The organism is Amycolatopsis sp. TNS106 (assembly GCF_019330265.1).
GTDB lineage: Bacteria > Actinomycetota > Actinomycetes > Mycobacteriales > Pseudonocardiaceae > Amycolatopsis > Amycolatopsis lurida.
Genome location: NZ_CP024972.1, coordinates 5,599,819 through 5,624,462, shown reverse-complemented (window position 1 = coordinate 5,624,462; position 24,644 = coordinate 5,599,819). Strand labels below are relative to the sequence as shown.

The 24,644-nt window shown below is 69.8% G+C and carries 22 protein-coding genes; 16 read left to right on the top strand and 6 right to left on the bottom strand.

Annotation, left to right across the window (positions count from 1 at the left end):
* Positions 1–152: 152 nt before the first annotated feature.
* The 8 genes from glmS to tsaE all read left to right on the top strand — a co-directional run bounded on the left by glmS (position 153) and on the right by tsaE (position 9,759).
* A complete protein-coding gene (gene glmS, locus CVV72_RS25345; RefSeq protein WP_219146099.1) occupies positions 153–2,015 on the top strand; it encodes a glutamine--fructose-6-phosphate transaminase (isomerizing) in 1,863 nt (620 codons plus the stop codon).
* Positions 2,016–2,030: 15 nt separating this feature from the next.
* The gene (locus CVV72_RS25340; protein WP_219146098.1) at positions 2,031–3,470 is read left to right on the top strand and encodes an NAD(P)H-hydrate dehydratase; all 1,440 of its coding nucleotides are present in this window, start codon (positions 2,031–2,033) and stop codon (positions 3,468–3,470) included.
* A 234-nt stretch (positions 3,471–3,704) separates the two neighbouring features.
* A complete protein-coding gene (locus CVV72_RS25335; protein WP_219146097.1) occupies positions 3,705–4,520 on the top strand; it encodes a DeoR/GlpR family DNA-binding transcription regulator in 816 nt (271 codons plus the stop codon).
* Positions 4,510–5,937 carry a xylulokinase gene (gene xylB, locus CVV72_RS25330; RefSeq protein WP_219146096.1) on the top strand — a complete coding sequence of 476 codons (1,428 nt, stop codon included), beginning with the start codon at positions 4,510–4,512 and terminating at the stop codon, positions 5,935–5,937. The genes CVV72_RS25335 and xylB overlap by 11 nt, the downstream gene beginning before the upstream one ends.
* Positions 5,938–5,941: 4 nt before the next feature.
* The gene (locus tag CVV72_RS25325) at positions 5,942–7,033 is read left to right on the top strand and encodes an ABC transporter ATP-binding protein (RefSeq protein WP_034304347.1); all 1,092 of its coding nucleotides are present in this window, start codon (positions 5,942–5,944) and stop codon (positions 7,031–7,033) included.
* 28 nt (positions 7,034–7,061) lie between these two features.
* The gene (alr, locus tag CVV72_RS25320; RefSeq protein WP_219146095.1) at positions 7,062–8,201 is read left to right on the top strand and encodes an alanine racemase; all 1,140 of its coding nucleotides are present in this window, start codon (positions 7,062–7,064) and stop codon (positions 8,199–8,201) included.
* Positions 8,198–9,295, top strand: coding sequence for an alpha/beta fold hydrolase (locus CVV72_RS25315; protein WP_219146094.1), 1,098 nt, complete (start codon positions 8,198–8,200; stop codon positions 9,293–9,295). Before alr ends, CVV72_RS25315 begins: the two co-directional genes overlap by 4 nt.
* The gene (gene tsaE, locus CVV72_RS25310) at positions 9,295–9,759 is read left to right on the top strand and encodes a tRNA (adenosine(37)-N6)-threonylcarbamoyltransferase complex ATPase subunit type 1 TsaE (protein WP_219146093.1); all 465 of its coding nucleotides are present in this window, start codon (positions 9,295–9,297) and stop codon (positions 9,757–9,759) included. The genes CVV72_RS25315 and tsaE overlap by 1 nt, the downstream gene beginning before the upstream one ends.
* A 26-nt stretch (positions 9,760–9,785) precedes the next feature.
* On the opposite strand, the gene CVV72_RS25305 is transcribed toward tsaE, so the two are convergent.
* Positions 9,786–11,126: a carboxyl transferase domain-containing protein gene (locus CVV72_RS25305; RefSeq protein WP_219146092.1), complete on the bottom strand. Its 1,341-nt coding sequence runs from the start codon at positions 11,124–11,126 to the stop codon at positions 9,786–9,788.
* Positions 11,123–12,544: an acyl-CoA synthetase gene (locus tag CVV72_RS25300; RefSeq protein WP_219146091.1), complete on the bottom strand. Its 1,422-nt coding sequence runs from the start codon at positions 12,542–12,544 to the stop codon at positions 11,123–11,125. The genes CVV72_RS25305 and CVV72_RS25300 overlap by 4 nt, the downstream gene beginning before the upstream one ends.
* Positions 12,545–12,876: 332 nt before the next feature.
* Between CVV72_RS25300 and tsaB the strand changes: the two genes are divergently transcribed.
* From tsaB to tsaD, 3 genes are read left to right on the top strand one after another with little or no spacing between them, the layout of a single operon-like run.
* Complete coding sequence (tsaB, locus tag CVV72_RS25295) at positions 12,877–13,536, top strand: tRNA (adenosine(37)-N6)-threonylcarbamoyltransferase complex dimerization subunit type 1 TsaB (protein ID WP_219146090.1); 660 nt, start codon at positions 12,877–12,879, stop codon at positions 13,534–13,536.
* Positions 13,533–14,012, top strand: coding sequence for a ribosomal protein S18-alanine N-acetyltransferase (rimI, locus tag CVV72_RS25290; RefSeq protein ID WP_034304367.1), 480 nt, complete (start codon positions 13,533–13,535; stop codon positions 14,010–14,012). The genes tsaB and rimI overlap by 4 nt, the downstream gene beginning before the upstream one ends.
* The gene (gene tsaD / locus CVV72_RS25285) at positions 14,012–15,058 is read left to right on the top strand and encodes a tRNA (adenosine(37)-N6)-threonylcarbamoyltransferase complex transferase subunit TsaD (RefSeq protein ID WP_219146089.1); all 1,047 of its coding nucleotides are present in this window, start codon (positions 14,012–14,014) and stop codon (positions 15,056–15,058) included. Before rimI ends, tsaD begins: the two co-directional genes overlap by 1 nt.
* Here tsaD and wecB read toward each other — a convergent pair.
* From wecB to CVV72_RS25270, 3 genes are all read right to left on the bottom strand, one after another.
* Complete coding sequence (wecB, locus tag CVV72_RS25280; protein WP_219154113.1) at positions 15,055–16,206, bottom strand: non-hydrolyzing UDP-N-acetylglucosamine 2-epimerase; 1,152 nt, start codon at positions 16,204–16,206, stop codon at positions 15,055–15,057. The two genes, tsaD and wecB, sit on opposite strands and share 4 nt — an antisense overlap.
* 104 nt (positions 16,207–16,310) lie before the next feature.
* Positions 16,311–16,490, bottom strand: coding sequence for an LPXTG cell wall anchor domain-containing protein (locus tag CVV72_RS25275; RefSeq protein WP_007031099.1), 180 nt, complete (start codon positions 16,488–16,490; stop codon positions 16,311–16,313).
* Between the two features lie 21 nt (positions 16,491–16,511).
* Positions 16,512–17,288 carry a choice-of-anchor P family protein gene (locus CVV72_RS25270; protein WP_219146088.1) on the bottom strand — a complete coding sequence of 259 codons (777 nt, stop codon included), beginning with the start codon at positions 17,286–17,288 and terminating at the stop codon, positions 16,512–16,514.
* A 431-nt stretch (positions 17,289–17,719) separates the two neighbouring features.
* Here CVV72_RS25270 and xrtP point away from each other — a divergent pair, with 431 nt between their 5' ends.
* On the top strand, positions 17,720–18,223 hold the full coding sequence (gene xrtP, locus CVV72_RS25265) for an exosortase P (RefSeq protein WP_219154112.1): 504 nt from the start codon (positions 17,720–17,722) through the stop codon (positions 18,221–18,223).
* A complete protein-coding gene (locus CVV72_RS25260; protein WP_219146087.1) occupies positions 18,223–19,611 on the top strand; it encodes a glycosyltransferase in 1,389 nt (462 codons plus the stop codon). Before xrtP ends, CVV72_RS25260 begins: the two co-directional genes overlap by 1 nt.
* Before the next feature lie 14 nt (positions 19,612–19,625).
* On the opposite strand, the gene CVV72_RS25255 is transcribed toward CVV72_RS25260, so the two are convergent.
* The gene (locus CVV72_RS25255) at positions 19,626–21,521 is read right to left on the bottom strand and encodes an N-acetylmuramoyl-L-alanine amidase (RefSeq protein ID WP_219146086.1); all 1,896 of its coding nucleotides are present in this window, start codon (positions 21,519–21,521) and stop codon (positions 19,626–19,628) included.
* Between the two features lie 141 nt (positions 21,522–21,662).
* Here CVV72_RS25255 and CVV72_RS25250 point away from each other — a divergent pair, with 141 nt between their 5' ends.
* From CVV72_RS25250 to groL, 3 genes are all read left to right on the top strand, one after another.
* Positions 21,663–22,313: an HAD family hydrolase gene (locus CVV72_RS25250; protein WP_219146085.1), complete on the top strand. Its 651-nt coding sequence runs from the start codon at positions 21,663–21,665 to the stop codon at positions 22,311–22,313.
* 217 nt (positions 22,314–22,530) lie between these two features.
* Complete coding sequence (gene groES / locus CVV72_RS25245; RefSeq protein ID WP_009072407.1) at positions 22,531–22,824, top strand: co-chaperone GroES; 294 nt, start codon at positions 22,531–22,533, stop codon at positions 22,822–22,824.
* A gap of 100 nt (positions 22,825–22,924) precedes the next feature.
* Positions 22,925–24,538 carry a chaperonin GroEL gene (gene groL, locus CVV72_RS25240; protein ID WP_219146084.1) on the top strand — a complete coding sequence of 538 codons (1,614 nt, stop codon included), beginning with the start codon at positions 22,925–22,927 and terminating at the stop codon, positions 24,536–24,538.
* Positions 24,539–24,644 lie beyond the last annotated feature (106 nt).

Genomic DNA, 24,644 nt, shown 5'->3' with positions numbered 1-24,644 from the left:
GCGCCCTCGTCCGGCCCGCGCGCCGCCCCGGCGTTCGCCTTTAGCGGGCTGACCGCGCTGCTTAGCGTGCCTAAGCGTCGCGTTTAGCCCGCTAAACACAGGTGCGGGCGCCCGGGCGAAGGGGCCGAATTTCCGTCGTTAGGCTGGTGGCCGTGTGTGGAATCGTGGGATACGTCGGACACCGCCCGGCTCTGGACGTCGTCATCGGCGGGCTTCGCCGGATGGAGTACCGCGGCTATGACTCGGCGGGCGTCGCCGTCCTCGACGGCACCGGCGCGCTGAACGTCGAGCGCAAAGCGGGCCGCCTGGCCAACCTGGAGACCCAGCTCGACACCGTCGGCAGGGACGCCTTCACCGGTACCGCCGGGATGGGGCACACCCGGTGGGCCACCCATGGCGCCCCGGTCGACCGCAACTCGCACCCGCACCGCGACACCTCCCAGCGTGTCGCCGTCGTGCACAACGGCATCATCGAGAACTTCGCCGCCCTGCGTGCCGAGCTCGAGGCCGAAGGCGTCGAGATGGCGAGCGACACCGACTCCGAGACCGCCGCGCACCTGATCGCCCGCGCCTACACCGAGGGCGACACGAAGGGTGACTTCGCGGCGAGCGTCGCCGCGGTCTGCCGTCGTCTCGAAGGCGCGTTCACCCTGGTCGTGACCATCGCCGACCAGCCGGACACCGTCGTCGCCGCCCGCCGATCTTCGCCGCTGGTCGTCGGTGTCGGCGAGGGCGAGCACTTCGTCGCGTCCGACGTCGCCGCGTTCATCGAGCACACCCGTGAGGCGGTCGAGCTCGGCCAGGACCAGCTCGTCGTGATCACCCGCGACGGTTACGAGGTCACCGACTTCCACGGTGATGCCGCCCAGGCCAAGCCGTTCACCGTCGACTGGGACCTCTCGGCCGCGGAAAAGGGCGGCCACGAGTACTTCATGCTCAAGGAGATCGAGGAGCAGCCGGAGGCGCTGGCGAACACGCTGCGCGGCCACTTCGACGGCGGCCGGATCATCCTCGACGAGCAGCGCATCTCCGACCAGGACCTGCGTGACGTCGACAAGGTCTTCGTCGTCGCCTGTGGTTCCGCGTACCACTCGGGCCTCGTCGCCAAGTACGCCATCGAGCACTGGTGCCGCCTGCCTGTCGAGGTCGAACTGGCCAGCGAGTTCCGCTACCGCGACCCGGTGCTGGACCGCGCGACGCTGGTCGTCGCCGTCTCCCAGTCGGGCGAGACCGCGGACACGCTCGAAGCCGTTCGTCACGCGCGCGAGCAGAAGGCCCGCGTCCTGGCGGTCTGCAACACCAACGGCGCGCAGATCCCGCGCGAGTCCGACGCCGTCCTCTACACGCACGCCGGTCCGGAGATCGGTGTCGCCTCGACGAAGGCGTTCCTCGCGCAGATCGCGGCCAACTACCTGGTCGGCCTGGCGCTCGCGCAGGCCCGCGGCACCAAGTACCCGGACGAGGTCGCCCGCGAATTCGCCGAACTCGAAGCGATGCCCGCCGCGGTACAGAAGGTCCTGTCCACTGTGGACCAGGTCCGTGACCTCGGCCGCCGGATCGCCGACTCGAAGGCCGTGCTGTTCCTCGGCCGCCACGTCGGTTTCCCGGTCGCCCTCGAAGGCGCGCTGAAGCTCAAGGAACTGGCGTACATGCACGCCGAGGGCTTCGCCGCGGGTGAGCTCAAGCACGGCCCGATCGCGCTGATCGAAGAAGGCCTGCCCGTCGTCGTGGTGATGCCGTCGCCGAAGGGCCGCGCGGTGCTGCACTCGAAGCTGGTGTCGAACATCAGTGAGATCCAGGCGCGCGGCGCCCGCACGATCGTGATCGCGGAGGAGGGCGACGAGACCGTCCGCCCGTTCGCCGACGAACTGATCGAGATCCCGGCCGTGCCGACGCTGCTGCAGCCGCTGGTCTCGACGGTGCCGCTGCAGGTGCTGGCCGCCGAGATCGCCCGCACGCGTGGGTACGACGTCGACAAGCCGCGTAACCTGGCGAAGTCGGTCACCGTCGAGTAAAAGACCGGAGGCGTCGTGCAGGGAATCTGGACCACGGAACGGATTCGCGCGGCGGAGGACCGGTTGCTCGCCGTCACTCCCGACGGCGAGCTCATGCGGCGCGCGGCTTTCGGCCTCGCGGTACACGCGGCCGGCATGCTCGCCGAGCACACGGGTTCGGTGTCCGGGCGGCGGGTGACGCTGCTCGTCGGGTCGGGCAACAACGGCGGTGACGCTTTGTGGGCCGGCGCGTTCCTGCGCCGCCGCAATGTGGCCGTCTCGGCGATCCTGCTGAAGCCTGAACGTGCGCACGGCCCCGGTTTGGCCGCCTTGAAGCGATCCGGCGGCAAGATCGTGTCCCTTGAGGACGGTCCACAGTGGATCAGCCGAGCCGACCTCGTCGTCGACGGGATCGTCGGTATTTCGGCGCGCGGGCCGTTGCGGCCGGACGCCGCCGCGCTGCTGGAGCACGTGGGTTCGCCGGTGCTCGCGGTCGATCTGCCGAGCGGGGTGGATCCGGACACGGGCGCCGTCGACGGTCCGGCGGTCGTGGCGGATCGGACTGTCACCTTCGGCGCGCTCAAGCCGGTGCACGCCCTCGCGCCCGCGTCGTGCGGTGAGGTGTCCCTGGTGGACATCGGACTGCGGCTCAGCGAGCCCGATCTGCACCGGCTCGATACGGCGGACGTCGCCGCCGCGTGGCCGGTGCCCGGCCCGGGCGACGACAAGTACAGCCAAGGCGTGGTCGGGGTGGCCGCCGGATCGGCGACATATCCGGGGGCGGCCGTACTCGCGGCCGGTGCGGCGGTGCGGGCGACGTCCGGGCTGGTGCGGTACGCCGGTCACGCCGCGGACGTCGTGCGCGGGCAGTGGCCCGAGATCATCGCGACGGGTTCGGTGACCGACGCGGGCCGGGTGCAGGCCTGGGTCGTCGGGCCGGGAATCGGCACCGGGAACGAGGGGCGGGACGTGCTGCGGTTCGTGCTCGGCCGGGGCGTGCCGGTGTGCGCGGACGCCGACGCGACGACGATCATCGCGCGTTCGCCCGACGTGCTCGACGCGCGCGACCCGGATACGCCGCTCGTGCTGACTCCGCACGCGGGGGAGTTCGAGCGGCTGATGGGTTCGCCGCCGGGTGCGGACCGGGTCGCGGCGGCGCGGTCGGCCGCGCGGAAGTACGACGCCGTCGTGCTGTTGAAGGGGCACTGCACGGTGGTCGCGGCGCCGGATGGGCGGGCGCTGGTGAACACGCCGCGGGGGTCGTGGCTCGCGACGGCGGGTTCGGGGGACGTGCTGTCGGGTCTGGTCGGTGCGCTGCTCGCCTCCGGGCTCGACCCATGGCTGGCGGCCGGCGCGGCCGCGCACGTCCACTCCCTCGCCGGATCCCTCGCCGCCGGCGGTGCCCCGACCTCGGCCTCCGGCATCCTCGCCGCGGTCCCAGACGCCATCCGGTCCGTCCGCTCCCTGACCTCCTGACCAGAGCCCCGACCTGCGTTTAGCCCCCTAACTGCGCTCTGAGGGCACCCGCCCGCAGAGCGCAGTTAGGGGGCTAAACGCAGGTCCGTGGGCTGGAGAGGAAGGTGGCAAGAAATGCGAGAGTTATCGAGTTACGTGTTAACTCCGGGCGAATAATCTGGTAAGAAGCAGGTGTGAGCGCCGACACCCACCCCGCCGAGACCACGATGGTCCGGGTCGTGAACGGTGTCGCCCATGTCTAAGACCAGGCCCTCGGACGCCGCCGTCGAGCACCGGCGCCAGGAGATCCTCGACTACGTCATCGCCACCGGCGAGGTCCGCATCGACGACCTCACCACCCGCTTCGGCGTCAGCCTGATGACGATGCACCGCGACCTCGACGACCTCGCCGAGCGCCGCCTCCTCCGCAAACTCCGCGGCAAGGTCGAGGCCTACCCCGCGACGACCATGGAGTCCGCCGCCCGCTTCCGCGACACCTTCAATCAGGCCACGAAGGACGCGCTGGGCGAGGCCGCCGCGGCGCACGTCCACTCCGGCCAGACGGTCTTCGTCGACGATTCGACGACGCTCTTCCCGCTCGTCCGCCGCCTCGGCCAGATCGAAGACCTCACCGTCCTCACCAACTCCCTCGAAGCCGCCCGCATCCTCGGCCCGGCCAAGAGCGTCGAGGTCGTCTTGGCGGGCGGCCGCTACCACCACGAGTTCGACTCGTGCGCCGGCCCGGACGTCGTCGCGTTCCTCGACCGCACGCACGCCGACATCGCGTTCGTCTCGGTCGCCGCGGTCGCGGTCGGCCGCCTCTTCCACCCTGTCCAGGACTACGCCGAGCTCAAGAAGGCCGCGCTGCGCACCGCCGACCGCAACGTCCTGGTCGTCGACAACTCCAAGTTCGGCCGCACCGCGACCTACGCGCACGGCGACATCGGCGACTACGACCTCCTGATCACCGACGAAGAGGCACCGACCGAGGAGATCGAGGCGGCACTGACCGCGGGAACCGCCATCGAGCAGGTCGAATGCGCACCGGAGGGCCCGGAATATGAGTTCTGAGCTGGTCGCCGGAATCGACTCGTCGACCCAGTCGACGAAGGTCGTCGTCTGCGACGCGAACACCGGCGAGATCGTCCGCACCGGCCGCGCCTCGCACCCCGACGGCACGGAGGTCGCCCCCGCCGCCTGGTGGGACGCGTTCCGCGAGGCCACGAACGGCCTGCTCGAGGGCGTCGGCGCCATCGGCATCGGTGGTCAGCAGCACGGCATGGTCGCCCTCGACGAGGCGGGCGACGTCGTCCGGCCCGCGTTGCTGTGGAACGACACCCGGTCCGCGAAGGCGGCCGAAGATCTCAGCGGCGAGCTCGGTCCGGAGAGCTGGGCGAAGTCCGTCGGCTCGGTGCCGGTCGCCAGCTTCACCGTCACGAAGCTGCGCTGGATGGCCGAGAACGAGCCAGAGCTGGCCGATCGCGTCGCCCGTGTCCTGCTCCCGCACGACTGGCTGACCTGGCGGCTGCTGGGTGACGGTGCCGAGCCGGTCACCGATCGCGGCGACGCTTCCGGTACCGGATACTTCTCGCCCGCCACCGGCGAGTACCGCCAAGACCTCCTCGCGCATGCCTTCGGCGGCCGCACGCCCGAACTCCCCAAGGTCATCGGCCCCGCCGAAGCCGCCGGTCGCACTCCGGACGGGATCCTGGTCTCGGCCGGAACCGGGGACAACATGGCCGCCGCGTTCGGTCTCGAACTCGCCCCCGGAGACGTCGTCGTCTCGCTGGGCACCAGCGGCACCGTCTTCGGTGTTTCCGAGACCGCGAGCGCCGATCCTTCCGGCATAGTCGCGGGATTCGCTGACGCCACCGGTCGCTTCCTCCCGCTGGCCTGCACCCTCAACGCGGCCCGCGTGCTCACGGCCACGTCCGCGATGCTCGGCGTCGAACTCGCGGAGTTCGACAAGCTGGCGCTCACGGCCGCGCCCGGTTCCGGCGGCCTCACCTTCCTGCCGTACCTCGATGGTGAGCGGACGCCGAACCTCCCGGACGCCAACGGCACGCTCTTCGGCCTGACCCGCGCGAACATGACGCCCGAGAACCTCGCCCGCGCCGCCGTCGAAGGCATGCTGTGCGGCCTCGCCGCCGGTCTCGACGCCCTGCGCGAGCAGGGGCTCGAAGTCCGCCGCGTGCTCCTGATCGGTGGCGGCGCGCAGTCGGCCGCCGTCCGCGCGGTCGCGCCGATCGTGTTCGGCGTGCCCGTCGTCATCCCCGAAGTCGCCGAGTACGTCGCGGTCGGTGCCGCGCGGCAGGCGGCCTGGGCCCTCGCTTCCAGCACGGAACCTCCCCGCTGGCAGGAACAGCACGGCTACACCCCACTCGAGCCGACCGAGGTGGACCGCGCCGAGGGGCACCGGATCCAGCAACGGCATCTCGAAGCCCGCGAACTCGGGCACGGCATTTCCGCGAAACCGAAAGAGGACTGAACCGATGGCCACGATCACCTACGACAAGGCGACCCGGCGCTACGCGGGCTCCGAGCGGCCCGCCGTGGACGCACTCGATCTCGAGATCGCCGACGGCGAATTCCTCGTGCTGGTCGGGCCTTCCGGCTGTGGCAAGTCCACCAGCTTGCGGATGCTCGCCGGCCTCGAAGACATCGACGAAGGCGCCGTGTGGATCGGCGACCGCGACGTCACGCAGCTGCCGCCGCGCGCCCGCGACATCGCGATGGTGTTCCAGAACTACGCGCTGTACCCGCACATGACCGTGGGCCAGAACATGGGCTTCGCGCTGAAGATCGCCGGCCGTCCGGCTTCGGAGATCAAGCAGAAGGTGCTCGACGCGGCGAAGCTGCTCGACATCGAGCAGTACCTCGACCGCAAGCCGAAGGCGCTCTCCGGTGGTCAGCGCCAGCGCGTCGCGATGGGCCGCGCCATCGTGCGTGAGCCGCAGGTCTTCCTCATGGACGAGCCGCTGTCGAACCTCGACGCGAAGCTCCGCGTCTCCACCCGTACGCAGATCGCCGCGCTGCAGCGCCGCCTCGGCGTCACCACTGTGTACGTCACGCACGACCAGGTCGAGGCCATGACGATGGGTGACCGGGTCGCGGTCCTCTCGGACGGTCTCCTGCAGCAGTGCGACACCCCGCGCGCCCTGTATGACCGGCCCGCAAACGCTTTCGTCGCCGGATTCATCGGCTCGCCCGCGATGAACCTCGTCACCGCGAAGCTCACCGAAGACGGTGCCGAGCTGGGTGGCGCGCGCGTGCCGCTGACCCGCGAGATCCTCGCCAAGGCCGACGGCGACACGGTCACCCTCGGCTTCCGTCCGGAGTCACTCGAGGTGACCACCAGCGAGGACGGCACCGTGCCGGTCAAGGTCGACCTCGTCGAGGAACTCGGCTCGGACGCGTACGTGTACGGCAAGCTGGCCGAGACCGACGCCGAAGGCACGAAGTCGAACGTCGTCACCCGCGTCGACCCGCGCAAGCCGCCGGCCATGGGTGACACGCTGCACCTGCGGATCCGTCCCGACGAGCTGCACGTGTTCTCCGCCACCGACGGGGCGCGCCTGTCCTGAGCCGGTTCGTGGGAAACTGGTGGTCGTTATGACCGCCAGTTTCCCGCGTGCCGAGGTCGTCATCGACCTGTCCGCCATCCGGCACAACGTCGCCCTGCTCGCATCACGCGCTCCCTCGGCCCAGACCATGGCCGTGGTCAAGGCGGACGGCTACGGGCACGGAGCCCTCGAGGTCGCCCGTGCCGCGGTCGAGGGTGGGGCCACCTGGCTGGGCACCTGCTCCCTCGGCGAGGCGCTCGCGCTGCGCCGGGCTGGGATCGGGGTCCGCCTCTTCAGCTGGCTCGACACTCCCGAAGCCGACTTCGCGCCCGCGGTCGCCGAAGACATCGACGTCGCCGTCAGCTCCCTCGACGAGCTGGCGCGCGTGGCCGACGGCGCTCGCCGGGCACGCGACTTCAGCGGGCTAAGTGCGATCTGTCGGGTGCACCTCAAGATCGACACCGGGCTGTCCCGAAACGGCTGCCCACCTGCGGAATGGCCGGCTTTGGTCAAAGCCGCGGCGGCCGCGAAGCCGCTCATCGAGGTCGTCGCCATCTGGTCGCACCTCGCCTGCGCCGACGAGCCCGGCCACCCCTCCATCGACGCACAGGCCAAGCGGTTCGACGAGGCCTACGACATCGCGCGCGCCGCCGGTCTGAACCCGATACGGCACATCGCGAACTCCGCCGCCGTGCTGACCAGGCCCGACCTGCACTTCGACCTCGTTCGCCCCGGGATCGCGATCTACGGGCTGAACCCGGTGCCCACCGGCGACGATCTGCGCCCGGCGATGACCTTCAAGTCGTCGGTCGTGCTCACGAAGCGGCTCCCGGCCGGCGAATCGGTCTCGTACGGCCACAGCTGGACGGCCGAACGCGACACCACCCTCGCGCTGGTTCCCGTCGGGTACGCCGACGGCGTACCGCGGTCGCTGTCCGGGCGGATGGACGTCCTGCTCGGCGGAAAGCGACGGCCGGTCGTCGGCCGCGTCTGCATGGACCAGCTCATCGTCGACTGCGGAGACGACGAGCCTGCCATCGGCAGCGAAGTGATCCTTTTCGGCAAGGGCGCGTTTGGCGAGCCCACGGCGCGGGAATGGGCCGACAAGCTGGGGACGATCGACTACGAGATCGTGACTTCGATGTACCGCCCGCGTGTCCACCGGACGTATCTGGAGGCAGGCTCGTGACACCTTCACGAAGACTGCTGGCCATAGTCGGCGGAGTCGGGGCGGTGGCCACCGGCACCGCCGCGGCGATCGCCGTCGCCGCACAGCAGCGGCGGCAGAGTGAGGATCCGTTCGTGGACGAGCCGTTGGGGGATCTCGCACCGGACCGGACATCGACAGTGGCGGCGGAGGACGGCACGCCGCTCGCGGTCGAGGAGATCGATCCGGCCGATGGAGGAGAACCGGAGCTGACCGTCGTCGGCGTGCACGGTTTCGCGTTGTCGAAGCGCTGCTGGCACTTCCAGCGGCGAGACCTCGCGTCACTGAAGCTGCCGCGCGTGCGTCAGGTGTACTTCGACCATCGCGGGCACGGGCAATCCGGCGCCGCGACCGCCGAGGCCAGCACCATCGAGCAGCTGGCGCGCGACCTCGACATGGTCCTGCGTTCGGTGGTGCCGGAGGGGCCCATCGTGCTCATGGGGCACTCGATGGGCGGCATGGTGATCATGGAGCTCGCGGCGGAGCATCCCGAGCTGTTCGACGACCGTGTCTGCGGGGTCGCGTTCATCGCGACCGCGGCGGGCGAAGTCGGCGCTCGAGGGCTCCCGAGATCACTGCTCTCGAAGTACAACCCGCTCACGCGAGGCGTCGGCGGGCTGGCAGGCTGGCAGCCGGGGCTCGTCGAGTTCGTGCGCGCGGCAGGCGGGCAACTGACCCGGCAGGCCGTGCGCAGGCTGGCTTTCGGCAGCCGCGACGTTTCGCCGCGACTTGTCGACTTCATGCTGGAAATGCTCGAAGTGACGCCGGTGCGCGGGCTCGTCAACTTCGTCGACACGCTCGGCAGCCACAACCGGTACGCCGCGCTCGCCGGGTTGAAGTACGCGCACGTGCTGGTCGTCGGCGGGGATTCCGACCGGTTCACGCCCATCGCGCACGCCGAGCGGATCGCAGCGGAGCTGCCAGACGCGGAGCTGGTGCGCGTCCGCGGCGCGGGGCACATGGTGCAGCTGGAACAACCCGAACTGGTGAACAGTCACCTGATCGACTTGGTGCAACGGTGCACGGGCACCGATGGTGAGACTTCCGAACGGCGGACCTGGTGGTGGCAACGCTGATGAATTTCGCTTTCCCGACTCCCGAGTCGACGATGGAGTTCGGGCGTGAGCTCGGACGGTCGCTGCGCGCGGGCGATCTGGTGCTGCTCGCCGGGCCGCTCGGCGCGGGCAAGACGACGCTGACCCGTGGGATCGCGGACGGTCTCGGGGTCGGCGGGCGGGTCAGCTCCCCGACGTTCGTGCTCGCCAGGGTGCATCCGGCCGGGGCTTCTGGGGTCGCTCTGGTGCACGTGGACGCGTACCGGCTCGGCGGGGATCTCTCGCAGCTGGACGACCTGGACCTCGATACCGAACTGGAGCGGTCCGCGCTGGTCGTCGAGTGGGGCGAGGGGGCGGCCGAACGCCTGTCGGACGACTACCTCGTCGTGCGCCTGGAGCGCCGCGAAGACGATGTCCGCATGGTCACCCTGGAGCCCCATGGCACCTGGACCTCCCGCACGCCCGACCTGCGTTTAGCGGGCTAATCGCGATCTGTGGCACCGGATCGCGATTAGGGGGCTAAACGCAGGTCGGCGGGGCCGACGACGGAGCGCGCGATTCCCAGGTCCACCAGGTCTTGGGGGCGTAGCCGCAGCCGGTCCGCGAGGGCGGGGACTTCGTCGGTGGGCAGCTTGAGGATCGCCGCGGCCGCCTCGGGCGACGTCACCGAGAAGTACGCGTTGGGCGTCACCCACGTCGAGCCCGGCGCCGCGAACGCGAGCGCGCCCCCGGAACCACCTTCCCCGATCACCAGCGTCGTGATCGGCACGGCCGCACTCGCGACCGCCTCGAACAACTCCGCGATCGCCGCGCCGGCCCCCGCCCGCTCGGCCGCCTCGTCATTCGCCGCGCCCGGGGTGTCGACGAGGGTGAGAACCGGGATTCCGAGCCTCGACGCGAGCCGCACCAGCCGTGCCGCCGTCCGGAAGCCTGCGGGCAGCGTCGGCGTCCCGCATTGCGCCGCGTACGCGATCGCTCGGCCGCTTCGCCAGCCGAAGCCGCACAAGACACCGGAGTCGACTCCGCCGCACCTGTCTCCCGAGACCTCCTCATGCCAGTCGAAGTACGCGTCGAGATACTCCGCTGCCCGAGGCCGCCCGGCAGAGCGCGCGGCTTGGACCGCGTCCCATCCGCTGTCGGGCAAATCCTTCGTTCCGAGCGCGCCGGGCGGCTCCGCTGCTTCCGCAGTCGGCGAAGTCAGGAGGCGCAGCCACCGTTCCAGTGCCGAGGGAAGGTCCGAAGGCGCCACGATCTGGTCGACCTGGCCCCACGCCAGCTTCGCTTCAGCCGTGTAGGCCTCCGCGGGTGCGCCGGCGGGCCGCACACGAGACCCGGCGAAACCGACCTGGGCTCCGGGCAACGCGAGAACGACGTCGGCGCTCGCACCGAGGGTCGCCCAGCCGCCGCCCGTGGTCGGATCGCGCAGGACCGAGATCCGCGGCACCGATCGGGCTCCGGCCGCCGCCCGCGCGATGCGCTGCAACTGCGAAAGCGCCCGCATCCCGTGCTGCATGCGGCTGCCGCCGGTCGCGATCAGTGACACCACCGGCAACCGGGATTCCACCGCCCGCGCGAACGCCGCTTCGACCCGATCACCGGTTCGCTGGCCGATCGACCCGCCAAGGAAGCCGAACTCGAAGGCGATCACGACCGCCTCGACGTCACCGATCCTGGCGGTCCCGCACAGCACGGACTCGTCTTCCCCGGTCCGCTTTTCGGCGGCCTCGCGTGCCGAGCGATAACCCGGCCAACCAATCGGCCCGTCGCCCGGCTCGTCGGAACGCGGAACGTCGAGATCCTCGAAACCGGTCGCGATCTCCTTGATGACGGACCGCGCCGAGGACCTGCTCATCCGAGCGCCCGCTTCATGACCTTGCCCATGTCGTTGCGCGGCAACGCTTCCAGGTAACGGACCACTCGCGGCCGTTTGTGCGGCGACAACAGGCGCGAGACGTGGTCGGCGAGTTCCGACTCCGCCGGGCGTTCTCCTTCGGGCACCACCCAGGCCACGATGCGCTCGCCGAGGTCGTCGTCCGGCTCGCCGGTCACCGCCACCTCCGCGACACCGGGATGCTCCATGAGCGCGTTCTCGATCTCACCCGCGCCGATCTTGTACCCGCCGCTCTTGATCAGGTCCGTCGCCTTCCGGCCGACGATCTTCACGTATCCGGCCGCGTCGCGGGTCGCCATGTCGCCGGTCCGGAACCAGCCGTCGTCGAAGGCTGCTTCGGTGGCGTCGGGGCGGTTGAGGTACTCGGTGAACAGGTTCGGCCCGCGGACCTGGATCTCGCCAACGGTCTCGATCTCTTCGACGGGCTCGCCCGCTTCGTCGACGAACCGGAGATCGACGCCGCGCAGCGGGACACCGACCGTGCCGGGAACGTGCTCGCCGTCGGCGCGGATGCTGGTGTTCATGAGGGTCTCGGTCATCCCGTAGCGCTCGATCACGCGCCGGCCGGTCGCCGCGGCGATGCGTTGGTGGTCGTGGACGGGCAGCGCGGCCGATCCGGAGACGAGCAGCCGGGCGCTGCTGAGCGCTTCGGCGAGCGACGGTTCTTCACCGACTTCGCCCGCGATGCGGTGGTACATGGTCGGGACGCCGAACATCATCGTCGCCCCGGAGGCGAGTTCGCGTGCGACGCCTTCGGTGGAGAAGCGACCGAGATGCCGGACCGAGCCGCCGCGCCGGAGCGGCCCGAGGATGCCGAGGATCAGGCCGTGCACGTGGAACAGCGGTAGGCCGTGGACCAGGACGTCGTCGGCGGTCCATTCCCAGGCGTCCTCGAGCGCGTCGAGGGTGGTCGAAATTGCGCGCCGGGGAAGGACGACGCCCTTGGGTGGGCCGGTGGTGCCGGAGGTGTAGACGATCAGCGCCGGGGCTTCGGCGTCCGGTTCCGCGGGGAGATCGACGGGTGTGCCTTCGAGGACGATGTCGCGGTGCGGCAGGCCGGCCAGGCCGGCGGGCAGATCGACGCCCGGTTCGGCGAGTACGAGGACGGGCTCGCTGTCGGTGAGGATGTGCGCGAGTTCCCGCTCGCCGATCTTCGGGTTGAGCGGGATGGCGGGGACGCCGGCGAGCAGGGCGGCGACGATGGCGACGCTGGTGTGCACCGACGGCGTGGCCCAGACGGCGACGCGGCCGCTCGGGAGGTCGCGGGCGAGTGTGCCGGCGACGGCCGCGACGTCGTCGTGGGTGAGGGAGATGTCGCCGAAGCGGAGCGCCTCCTTGGCCGAGCCGCTCGCCAGCGTGGGGAACAACCGATCGGGCACCGTGTGACCTCCTGCTCGATTCCGCCGGCCGGGCGCGTGGCCCTCGCAGGACCGTACCGCGCTGCCCTCCCGCACCCCTGCGACCTGCTTCACACGATGGGCCGACCTGCGTTTAGCCCCCTAATCGCGATCTGCGGGTCCGGAGAGCGGGGAGCGACTTTAGCCCCCTAATCGCGATCCGGCGGCAGGGTCCCGAGACCGGAAGGGAGGCCCCAAGGCGGATCGCGTTTAGGGGGCTAAACGCGATCCGGCGCCGGGGGAGAGGGAGCGCCACCCGATCGCGTTCAGCCCGCTAAACGCGCTCCGGGGCGCTGGTCGTAGGCTGGGTAACCGTGCTGGTACTGGCCATCGACACCTCGACCCCGGCGGTCACCGCGGGCCTCGTCGCCCTGGACGGCGACGTCCTCGAGTCGCGCGGCGACCGCGTCACGGTCGACCCGCGCGCGCACGGCGAGCTGATCACGCCCCACGCCCTTGAAGCCGTCAAGGCCGCGGGCGTCACGCTTCGCGACCTCGACGCCATCGTCTGCGGCGTCGGCCCCGGCCCCTTCACCGGCCTTCGCGCCGGCATGGCCACTGCCGCGTCGCTCGCCCACTCCCTCGGCATCCCCGCGTACCCGGTGTGCAGCCTCGACGCGATCGCAGCCGACGTCGCCCCCGGCGAAGCGTCCTTCCTCGTCCTCACCGACGCGAGGCGCCGCGAGGTCTACTGGGCCGCGTACGCCGCCGACGGCTCCCGCACCGACGGCCCCCACGTCGAGCGCCCCGCGGACCTCGAGACCACCGTCAAGGTCGCGGCGGGCGACGGCGCCCTCCTCTACGCGGACGCCCTCGGCGTCCAGCCGATCGAGCCGCGCTTTCCGTCACCCCTCGGACTGGTCAAGGCCGCTCGCGAGAGCTTCGGAAGCGAGCCCGCCCCGCTCACCCCGCTGTATCTCCGCCGCCCGGACGCCGTCGAACCGGCCGCGCGCAAGAAGGTGACCGCGCCGTGAGGCTGGAACCCTTACGCCGCAAGGATATTCCCCGCTGTGTCGAGATAGAGAAGATCCTCTTCCCCGGCGATTCGCCGTGGAGCGCCTACGCCTTCCATGCCGAACTCGACGGCGGCGGCTACTACCTGGTCGCCCGTCCGGAGGAAAGCGACGAGGTCATCGGTTACGCCGGACTCGCCGTCGTCGGCCGCCGCGGCGACTACGAGGCGAGCATTCACACGATCGGCGTCGACCCCGGCCACCAGCGCAAGGGTATCGGCACCACGCTGCTGAAGGCGCTCCTCGACCGCGCGGACGAACTCGCCGCACCGGTCTTCCTCGAAGTCCGCACCGACAACGACGCGGCGATCACGCTCTACGAGCGACACGGTTTCGAACGTATCGGCCTCCGGAAGCGCTACTACCAGCCCTCCGGTGCCGACGCCTACACGATGGCCCGCCCGCGGGCCCAGGTCCGAGACGAGGTGGCGGGCTGATGCCGCGCATCATCATGGGCATCGAGAGTTCGTGCGACGAGACCGGTGTCGGCCTCGTCCGCCTGCACGACGACAACACGGTCGAACTCCTCGCCGACGAGGTCGCCTCCAGCGTCGACCAGCACGCCCGCTTCGGCGGCGTCGTGCCCGAGGTCGCCAGCCGCGCGCACCTGGAGGCGATGGTCCCGACGGTCGAGCGGGCGTTCGAGAAGGCCCGGCTCAAACTGTCCGATGTGGACGCCATCGCGGTCACCGCCGGACCCGGTCTCGCCGGTGCGCTCCTGGTCGGCGTCGCCGCGGCCAAGGCCTACGCCGCCGCGCTCGACATCCCGCTCTACGGCGTCAACCACTTGGCCGGGCACATCGCCGTCGACACGCTTCAGCACGGCCCGCTGCCTGACCGCTGCCTCGCCCTGCTCGTTTCGGGCGGGCACACGCAATTGCTGCTGGTGGACGACATCGCGTCCGAGATCACCGAACTCGGGTCCACTGTGGACGACGCGGCGGGCGAGGCCTACGACAAGGTCGCCCGCGTGCTCGGCCTGCCGTATCCCGGCGGCCCGCCCATCGACAAGGCGGCCAAGAACGGTGACGGCGCGGCCATCGCGTTCCCCAGGGGGATGACCGGGCCGCGCGACGCCAAGTTCGACTTCTCCTTCTCCGGCCTGAAAACCGCCGTCGCGCGCTGGGTCGAAGGCGCCGAGCGCCGGGGCGAGGACATCCCCGTCGACGATGTCGCCGCGTCGTTCCAGGAGGCCGTCGCCGACGTTCTCACCATGAAGGCCATCCGCGCCGCCAAGGAACACGGCGTGGACACGCTGGTCATTTCCGGTGGTGTGGCGGCGAATTCGCGGCTGTCCGAACTCGCCGCCGAGCGCTGCGCCGAAGCCGGGATCACCCTGCGGGTTCCGCGGCCGCGGCTGTGCACGGACAACGGCGCGATGATCGCCGCGCTCGGCGCGCACGTGGTCGCCGCCGGACGGCCGCGGGCGTCGCTCGATTTCTCCGCGAATCCGGCACTGCCGGTGCAGATCGTTTCGATCTAACGCGATTCGGCGGTGGTGCGCGGCGCCGGGGCGAGGTTGAGCAGTTCCTCCAGCGCGGTCACCGACAACGTGGCGGCATTGCCGTCGCCGTAAGGGTTTCCGGCGTGTGTCGGATGAAGGTCGCCACGCAGGACCTTCGCCGCGGTGTCCGCGATGAGGCCGGTGTCCGTCCCGACCAGCCAGGCGCAGCCCGCCTCGATGGCTTCGCGTCGTTCGGTGACGTCGCGGAGCACGAGGACGGGCGTGCCGAAAGTCGGCGCTTCCTCTTGAATACCACCGGAATCGGTCAGGACGAGCTCGGCGAGCCGCAGCGCGCGTACGAGGTCGGGATATTCGAGCGGCTCCGTGATCGTCACCCGCGGGGTCCCGCCGAGCGCGGCCGTCACCTGGTCCCGCACGGCCGGATTCGGATGCACCGGGAACAGCACTTGGACATCGCTGTGCTCCGCCACGATCAGTTCGATGGCCGCGAGCGTGCGGCTCAGCGGCTCGCCCCAGGACTCGCGCCGATGCGACGTCACGAGGACGAGGCGCTCGCCTGCCTCGGTGATCTCCATCTCCAGCAAGGCGAGCGCGGTGTCCCGCGCCGGGAGATCCCGCTCGGCGATCGCGATCACGGCGTCGACGACGGTATTGCCGGTGACCGCGATCCGTTGGCGCGGAACACCTTCCGTGCGCAGCGCGGCCGCGGCGGCCGGTGTCGGCGCGAGATGCAGGGCGGCGATGCGCGAGATCATCTGCCGCGTCCCCTCTTCGGGGAACGGTGCGGCCAGGTCGTGCGTGCGCAGGCCCGCCTCGAGATGCACGACCGGGATGCCCCGCCAGAACGCGGCGAGCGCGCCGGCCAGTCCCGTGGTCGTGTCGCCCTGGACGACGACCGCGGCCGGGGCGACGCGCCGCAGCATTTCGTCGAGCGCGGGCAGCAGCCCGGAAACGAGTTCCGCCTGGGTGCCGGTGGCCCTGGGCGGGGTGTCCAGCCAGGCGTCGACCGGCAGTCCGAACGGGATCAGCGCCTGTTCGACCATGCCCTGATGCTGTCCGCTGTGGACGACGAAGGGCCGTAGGTGCGGGTGCTCCGCCAGCGCCAACGCCAGCGGCGCGAGTTTGACCGCCTCCGGCCGCGTTCCGGCCAGCAACATCACGTCCACGCGTTCGCGCTCCTCATCCACGTTTCGAGTGTCCCGCACAACGCGGGTGATGGCCGCCGGCGTGCGAGGGGCCCACGCCGGCGGCCGTTTCGTCCGGGGGAGTGTCAGCTCCCCATCTCGCCGAGCCGTTTCGTGCGGCGGTAGCCCGCGATGACCGCGATGGTTCCGAGAACCAGCAGGATCACCCCGACGGCCAGCCACCAGCCGACATCGGCCCCGGTGGCGGCGAGGGCACCCACCCCGCCACCGGCGACGCCGACTCCGGCGCCAGGCAACTTGTACATTTCGACCTCACTTCACCCTGGTCAGGCGGTGGTCGCCGGACGCCGGTTGCGGACGACGCGGATACCGACCGGGATGGCGACGGCACCGAGCAGGCCGAGACCGATCCACAGCCCCGCGCCCGAAGCGAGCGGCACGGGCAGGCCGGCGGGCCCGCAGGTGGCCGACGAGACGATCACGTCGCCGGAACCGAGCGGGGTGAGGGCCTCGCCGAGCAGCTTCACGTGGATGGCGTTGACCGTGAGGCTGCCGTCGCTGTTCTTGATCTGTTCGTTCAGGATGATCGTCGCGACGTTGACGGTGCCGAGGCCGACCTTGATCTGCGTGTTCGGAGCGGGCGTGGCGTCGACCGCGCCCGCGCTGCCGAGTTTCGCGTCGACCAGGTTCGTCGCACCCTGCACACCCTTCTGGGTCGCGGTGCAGGTGGCTTCGACGACCTTGACGCCGACCGTGCCGAGTGCGCTCTTCAGCAGCGGCAAGCCGACATCGGCGGTGCTGGCCTTGGCGGTCACGGCACCGGAGTTGTCGTCTCGCTTGGCTTCGGTGTTGATCGCGCCCGCGGTGAGCACGCCGGTGAGGTCGACCTTCGCGAGGCTGTTGGCGGTCGGCCCGGAGGTCTTCGCTTCGGCGAGCGGCCCGGCTTTCACCGCGTCGAGGCCGAGGAGCTTCACATCGACCTTGACGCCGTACGCGGAGCCGTCACCGGGGGCCGCCGAGGCGGGCGCCGCGCCGGCGATGGCCACGCTCGCCACCACAGCGGCGAGCAGTCCACCTCGTCGCAAGAGGTGCGTGTTCTTCAACTGGTCCTCCGAATTGATTCGTGGGGAGTTTCTCTGGATCTGCGGTCGGCACGAGGGCACAACCGTCGCGGACGAATCCTCAGCTGGCCTGACTCGGCTCGCGGATCGTCTATCGCCGAGTGTTTCTTAAATTGCACAGGAAATTGCGAGGATCACCGGATCGGGTGGTCTTTGCGGACATTTCCCGCAGGTCGCCGATGATGTCACTCTTTCGGCCTAGTCAGTTTCTCCACGATCGTGCCGAAAGGGCCCATGATCACGTTGAAAAGGCGAACCCCGGTCGAAAGGGCCGGTTCTCACTGACTTACTCTCGTCGGCGAGGTCCCCTGTCCGCTTCGACGTGTCCCGTCGTCTGCTGCGTCTTTCCTGAGAGGGTCATCGTGGCCGTTGCGAGCGCTCCTTTGCCGAGTTCCAGCCGGTTTCCGCTGCGTATGGCGGTGCTGGCGGTGCTCGCCGTCGCGGTCGGCTTGGTGCTGGCCGAACGCCTGTACCGGGTTTTCGAAGTCCAGCTCTCCGGTCTGATACTGAGGGTTATCACCACATCGGGTGTCTTCGTCGCCGGTGAACGCGAGACTGTCTACTTTGGGTTGTCGGGCGATACTCCACTCGGGTTAAGAATGACTCCGGAATGCTCGTCGGCATTCATGTTGCTGCCCCTGTTGCTGGTGACCGCCGTCATGTTGTATTTCCGTCCGAGAAATGCGAAGAGGCTGTTCACTTCGTTGGCGATTTCCGCGATCGTCGTCATTCTTGTCAATCAGATGAGGGTTTTGGCCATCGTCGGCCTCGTGAACGTGATGGGTATCGACGAAGGTTATTACTGGGGTCACACCCTGCTCGGTTCGATGGTCAGCGTCCTCGGCGGCGCGGTCGCCCTCGTGCTGTTCGTCTGGCTGAGCACCCGCAAGCCCCGTGCCGAACGCGTGGCCGCCTGATGGGCGGCGGCTCGATCAAGATCCTTCTGGCGATCACGCAGGCGTTCGCGCTCACGATGAGCGTGGCGTTCATCGTGTACGTGGTCGTGATCGTCGTGCCGTACCTGCGGCGCAAGCCCGCGCCCGTCGGTGACGCCGCCGACTTCACTTGGCACTTCTTCGTTCCGTGCCGGGACGAACAGACCGTCATCCGGGAAACCGTGCGGTACCTGCGGTCGACGTTCCGGCACGCGCACGTCTGGGTCGTCGACGACGACTCCGAGGACCGCACGGCGCGGGTGGTGAGGTCGATCTGGCGCCGCAACGGCGGCTACGACCCGTACCTGCATCTCGTTCCCCGGCGCCGTCCGGAGGCGCGGACGGGCAAGGGGGACGCGCTCAACGCGGCCTATCAGGCGCTCAACGACTGGATGGGACCGGACGCGAGCCGGGACGACGTGGTCGTCGTGGTCGTCGACGCGGACGGGCGGCCGGCGGAGAACTGCCTCGAGGTGTGCGCGGCGGACCATCTCTTCGGCGACGAGACGATCGGTGCCGTCCAGCTCGACGTCTGGATGGGCAACGCCGGCACCCGCCCGCCGGGGAAGAACTGGTTTTCGCGCGCCTTCGGGCTGAAGCTGGCCCAGATGCAGGATCTCGAGTTCCGCACGGCCATCGCGGCCATCCAGACCTCGCGCGGCTTCACCGGCACGATCTCCATGGGCGGCAACGGTCAGTTCACCCGGCTGTCCGCATTGGACTCGATCGCCGGGCCGGACGAACAGCCGTGGCGTGGTTCGCTGCTGGAGGATTTCGAACTCGGCGTGCACCTGCTGACCGCGGGCTGGCGGACCGGCTACACCCCGGATTCCCATGTGAAGCAGGAAGGGTTGTACAGCCTGCGGCGATTCCTCGTGCAGCGCACGCGCTGGGGCCAGGGCACGATGCAGTGTTCGCGGTATCTCCGGCGGATCTGGGATTCACCGCATGTGAGCACGCTGGGCGCGGCGGAGATGATGTACTACCTCGCGCAGCCGTGGATGCAGCTGCTCGGCTCGCTGCTGTACCCGATCCCGTTCATCCTGCTGCTCTTCAGCACCGCGGGCGATCCGGCGCAGGTCTGGACCTGGTTCGCCGACGACGGCGCGTGGATCCTGTTCGCCATCTACGGCTCGTTCGGGCTGCTGCCGTTCATCGTCTGGGGCCCGATCTACCAGTTCAAATGCTTGAAGAGCCGCAATGTCCTACGTGGACTGGGGATGGGCTTCGCCTACGCGCTGTACATCTACACGTTCTACATCACGTCGTGGCGGGCGCTGTTCCGGCTGGTGCGCGGCCGCAACGGCTGGTCGAAGACGCGGCGGAACACCGAGCACGCCCCCGGGGTCAAGGTCGCGCTGGACTCCTGACCCCGGGGACGGTTTCAGAGCGCGGGCAGGATCCGGACGTCGTCCGCCTTCACGAAGGCGATGCGGTGTCCGAACTGGATCTGCACGTACTTCGTCTTGCCCTTGACGACCACGTGGTTCGCCGGGTCGAACGTCGTCGCCGAGTAGTACTCGGAACCGAGGACGTTGCCGAGCGAGTACCGCTGCCCCGCCGAGAACGTGTACGGCAGCGGGATCACCTGCTGCACCGGCACGTTCGCCGGGTAGGCCTCGGCTTCGGGATACGCGCGCCCGAACACCGGCACGGTCGCCAGACCCGGCTTCGGGGTGACGACCAGGCCGAACGCCGGGCTCGTCGTGCGCTGGTCGCGGAACCAGCCCTTCTGGCCGAGGTACCAGATCGCCGTCCAGCCGTCACGCCGCTCGGCGACCACGTACCGCTGGCCGGTCTCCGCCCGGCTGCCGATGTCGGAAACGGCCATCGTGCTCGCCGAACCGTCCGGGCGCAGGCCGATGTCCTTGAGCAACGGCGCCGAGTCGTTCGGCTCGCTGCGCAGGACGACGGAACCGGAACCCCTTGCCGGACAAGGCTTTCCGGCGGCCTCGCACCCGGTGAACGCGGGCTGGTTCGTGGCGAAGTCGGGGGTGATGGTCACCAGCGGTGAGCCCGGACGGCCGAAGCCGGAAAGCGGCGCGCCCATCAGCTCGAAGTAGTGCGCCCAGTCCCAGTACGGGCCCGGATCCCAGTGCATGCCCCGGATCGTCGAGGGGAGCGTGCCGGGAACGTTGTCGTGGCCGAGGATGTGCGCGCGGTCGAGCGGGATGTCGTACTTCCGCGCGAGGTAGCCGACGAGCTTCGCGGAGGTGCGGTACATCGCCTCCGTGTACCAAGTGCCCTTCGCGGCGAAGCCCTCGTGCTCGATGCCGACGGACTTCGCGTTGACGTACCAGTTGCCCGCGTGCCACGCGACGTCCTTGGTCGGCACGTGCTGCGCGATCTGGCCGTCGGCCGAGCGGATCGTGTAGTGCCAGCTCACGTACGTCGGGTCGGTGACAAGGTCCATCGCCGTGTCCCAGTAGCCCTCGGTGTCGTGGATGATGATGTATTCGACCTTCTGGCTCTTCGGCCGGTCCGCCTTGTCGTGGTTGCCGTAGTCGTTGTCCGGCAACTCCTGGTACGGCGCCGGGACCGAAAGGCACGAGACCTTCTTCGGGCACTCCGTCTTCGGGGCTTCGGCCTGGGTGCGCGCCGGGCTCACCGGTGACGCGGCGAGGGTGACGTTCTGACCGTCGTCGGTCCTGCGGCTGACGCCCTTCGAGATGGTGTCGAAGACTTCGTCGGCGAAGGACTGCGCTCCCTCCGCGTCCTTCGCGCCGCTGTAGCGCGCGACGGCGGCCCGCCAGTCGCCGGTCTCGCGCTGGTACTTCGCCAGGAGGGCGGCGCCGCCACGGATGTTCTGGGTGGTGTTCGTGCGCAGCGTCGCGACGTCCTGACCGATCAGCGCGGCCGCCTCGTCGATGGTCTGGAGGCCGGGCGGGGGCGGCTTCGGCGCCGGGGGCGCAGGGAGTTTCGCCGGGCGGGCGTCGTCGCCGCGCGGGTCCTCCTCGCCTTCGTCGTGATGCGTGCCCGTGCCCGCCTCACGCAGATCGGTCAGGTGCATCGGGCCGTACCCGGCGGACGTGCTCGGGGTGCCGGCATTGAAATTCCAGCGCGACTCCAGGAACGAGACGCCGAGCAGGACGTTCTCCGGGACGCCGAATTCCCGCGCGGCGGCCGCGAAGTCCCGCTGACGCTGCTGGTCCGCAGGGGCGGCTTCGGCGGGGACAGCGGCGAGGAGGCCGGCTGCGAGGGCGAGGGCCGCGAGTCCGGCGGTCCGTTTGGACCGGCGCCGGAGCGGCTCGAGGGTTACGGGACGGAAGGGACGCGGCATGGGCGTATACCCCCAGTGACTAGGTCTGCTGAACAGGACCGACCCCAATGGTCGGAACCTAACCAGAAACCGGCTTCGTTCGTAAGGTCCCTCCAGATCGCGATTAGGGGGCTGAACGCAGGTCGGTGGCAAGGTGGGGGTATGGCTGGGGTGAGGGAGCTTTTGCAGGAGAAGGACCACGTCTTCCTCGACTTCGACGGGCCGGTGTGCGACGTGTTCGCCAGGCTGCCGGCGAGCGAGGTCGCGGACAGGCTCAAACGGCTCATCGAGCCCGAGGTGCTCGACTCGGCCGATCCATTCGACGTGCTCCGGTACGCGGCCTCGTGCGGGCCGAACGCCGCCCATGCCGTCGAGCGGCAACTCAACCGCTTCGAGGGGGAGGCCGTGGCCCTGACCTCGCCGGCTCCCGGTATCGCGGAAGTGCTGCGCGACTGGCGTGCGCAGGGGTTCACGGTGACGATCGTCAGCAACAACTCCGTCGACGCGATCCGGGCCTTCCTGGGGTTGCACGAACTCGCCGAGCACATTCGCGGGATCAGCGCGCGGGCGACGAGCGATCCGGCGCTGCTGAAGCCACAGCCGGCGCTCCTCGACGCAGCGGTGACGGCTCTCGGCACGTCGCCGGGGCAGTGCGTCATGGTCGGCGACTCGGCCGCGGACATCCTGGCCGCTCGCGCCGCCGGCGTCGCTTCGATCGCTCTGGCGAAGACGCCATCGAAGCGCAGGGCCCTCGCGGCCCTCGACCCCGATGCCCTGGTGACCGACGTCGCGGACTTGCGTTTAGCCCCCTAATCGCGATCCGGTGGTACCGGGCGGAACAAAACGGCCGGTCAGGGGCTCGGGGACCGAGTTTTCCCGGGGTGAGCGGACCCTCCTTGCGAAGCTGGCACTCACATGGCTAGAGTGCTAATTGCACGGCCCGAACACGCCCCGGCACCCGCGACGGCGGGGGTGGTAGGAGCCGTAACTCATCCTGCCAACGCTTTCGACGACCGTGGAGGTCAACCCGGTGAGCGTGAACATCAAGCCGCTCGAGGACAAGATCGTTGTCCAGACGAGTGAGGCCGAGGAGACGACCGCTTCCGGCCTCGTCATCCCCGACACCGCCAAGGAGAAGCCCCAGGAGGGCAAGGTTCTGGCCGTGGGCCCGGGCCGCATCGACGACAAGGGCAACCGCGTTCCGCTGGACGTGGCTGTCGGCGACGTCGTCATCTACTCCAAGTACGGCGGCACCGAAGTGAAGTACAACGGTGAGGACTACTTGATCCTTTCCGCTCGCGACGTGCTGGCCGTCATCAACTGACGTCCGCTCTCAGCGCATGACGCCCCGGGCCCCGCATTGCCGGGGGACGGGGCGTTCGTGTTTTCCGTGCTTTAGAACTGGAAGGTAAGCGGAACAGGCCATGCCCAAGCAGATCAGTTTCGACGAGGACGCTCGTCGCGCGCTCGAGCGCGGGGTGAACAAGCTCGCCGACGCGGTCAAGGTCACCCTCGGCCCGCGCGGTCGCCACGTCGTGCTCGACAAGAAGTTCGGTGGCCCGACCATCACCCTCGACGGCGTCACCGTCGCTCGTGAGATCGAGCTCGACGACCCGTTCGAGAACCTCGGCGCCCAGCTCGCCAAGAGCGTCGCCACCAAGACCAACGACGTCGCCGGTGACGGCACCACGACCGCGACCGTGCTCGCGCAGTCGCTGGTGAAGGTCGGCCTGCGCAACGTCGCCGCCGGCGCCAACCCGACCGCCGTCGGCCGCGGCATCGAGGCCGCCGCGGAGAAGGTCATCGCGGTCCTCAAGGAGAAGGCGACCCCGGTCAAGGGTCGCGACAACATCGCCCAGGTCGGCACCGTCACCTCGCGTGACGCGGCCATCGGCGCCCTGCTCGGCGAGGCCGTCGAGCGGGTCGGCGAAGACGGTGTCATCACGATCGAGGAGTCGTCCACGCTGGCGACCGAGCTCGTGATCACCGAGGGTGTGCAGTTCGACAAGGGTTTCCTGTCGGCGCACTTCGCGACCAACCCGGAGGAGCAGAAGGCGATCCTCGAGGACGCCTACATCCTGCTGGTCCGCGAGAAGATCTCGGCGCTGGCCGACCTGCTCCCGGTGCTGGAGAAGGTCGTCGAGGCCAAGAAGCCGCTGCTGATCATCGCCGAGGACGTCGACGGTGAAGCGCTGTCGACCCTCGTCGTGAACTCGCTGCGCAAGACGATCACTGCCGTCGCGGTCAAGGCGCCGTTCTTCGGCGACCGCCGCAAGGCGTTCCTGGACGACCTCGCGGTCGTCACCGGCGGCGAGGTCATCTCGGCCGAGATCGGGCACAAGCTGTCCGAGACCACGCTGGCCCAGCTGGGCAACGCGCGTCGGATCGTCGTCACCAAGGACGACACCACGCTCGTCGACGGTGCCGGCACCAAGGACGACATCGCCGCGCGCGTCGCGCAGATCCGCAAGGAGATCGAGAACACCGACTCCGACTGGGACCGCGAGAAGCTGCAGGAGCGGCTGGCGAAGCTCGGCGGCGGTGTCGCCGTGATCAAGGTCGGCGCGGCCACCGAGACCGAGCTGAACGAGCGCAAGCACCGCATCGAGGACGCCGTGGCTTCGACCAAGGCGGCCGTCGAAGAGGGCATCCTGCCCGGCGGTGGCTCGGCGCTGGTGCACGCGGTCAAGGAGCTCGACGGCGGCCTCGGCCTCGAGGGCGACGAAGCGACCGGTGTCCGCATCGTCCGCGACGCGCTGTCCGCCCCGCTGTTCTGGATCGCGACCAACGCTGGCCACGAGGGCGCGGTCATCGTGAACAAGGTCCAGGAGCAGAGCTGGGGGCACGGCTTCAACGCCGCCACCGGTGAGCTCACCGACCTGCTGGCCGCCGGCATCGTCGACCCGGTCAAGGTGACCCGGTCCGCGGTGGCGAACGCCGCTTCCATCGCCCGGCTCGTGCTCACGACGGAGAGCTCCATCGTCGAGAAGCCGGCCGAGGAGGAGCCCGCCGCGGCCGGTCACGGCCACGCGCACTAGTTCCACCCCTGAAGCGGGGCGGTACTCCAGCCGGAGTGCCGCCCCGTTTTCGTGCCGACCGCCGACCTGCGTTTAGCCCCCTAATCGCGATCTGCGGGTGCCCGGC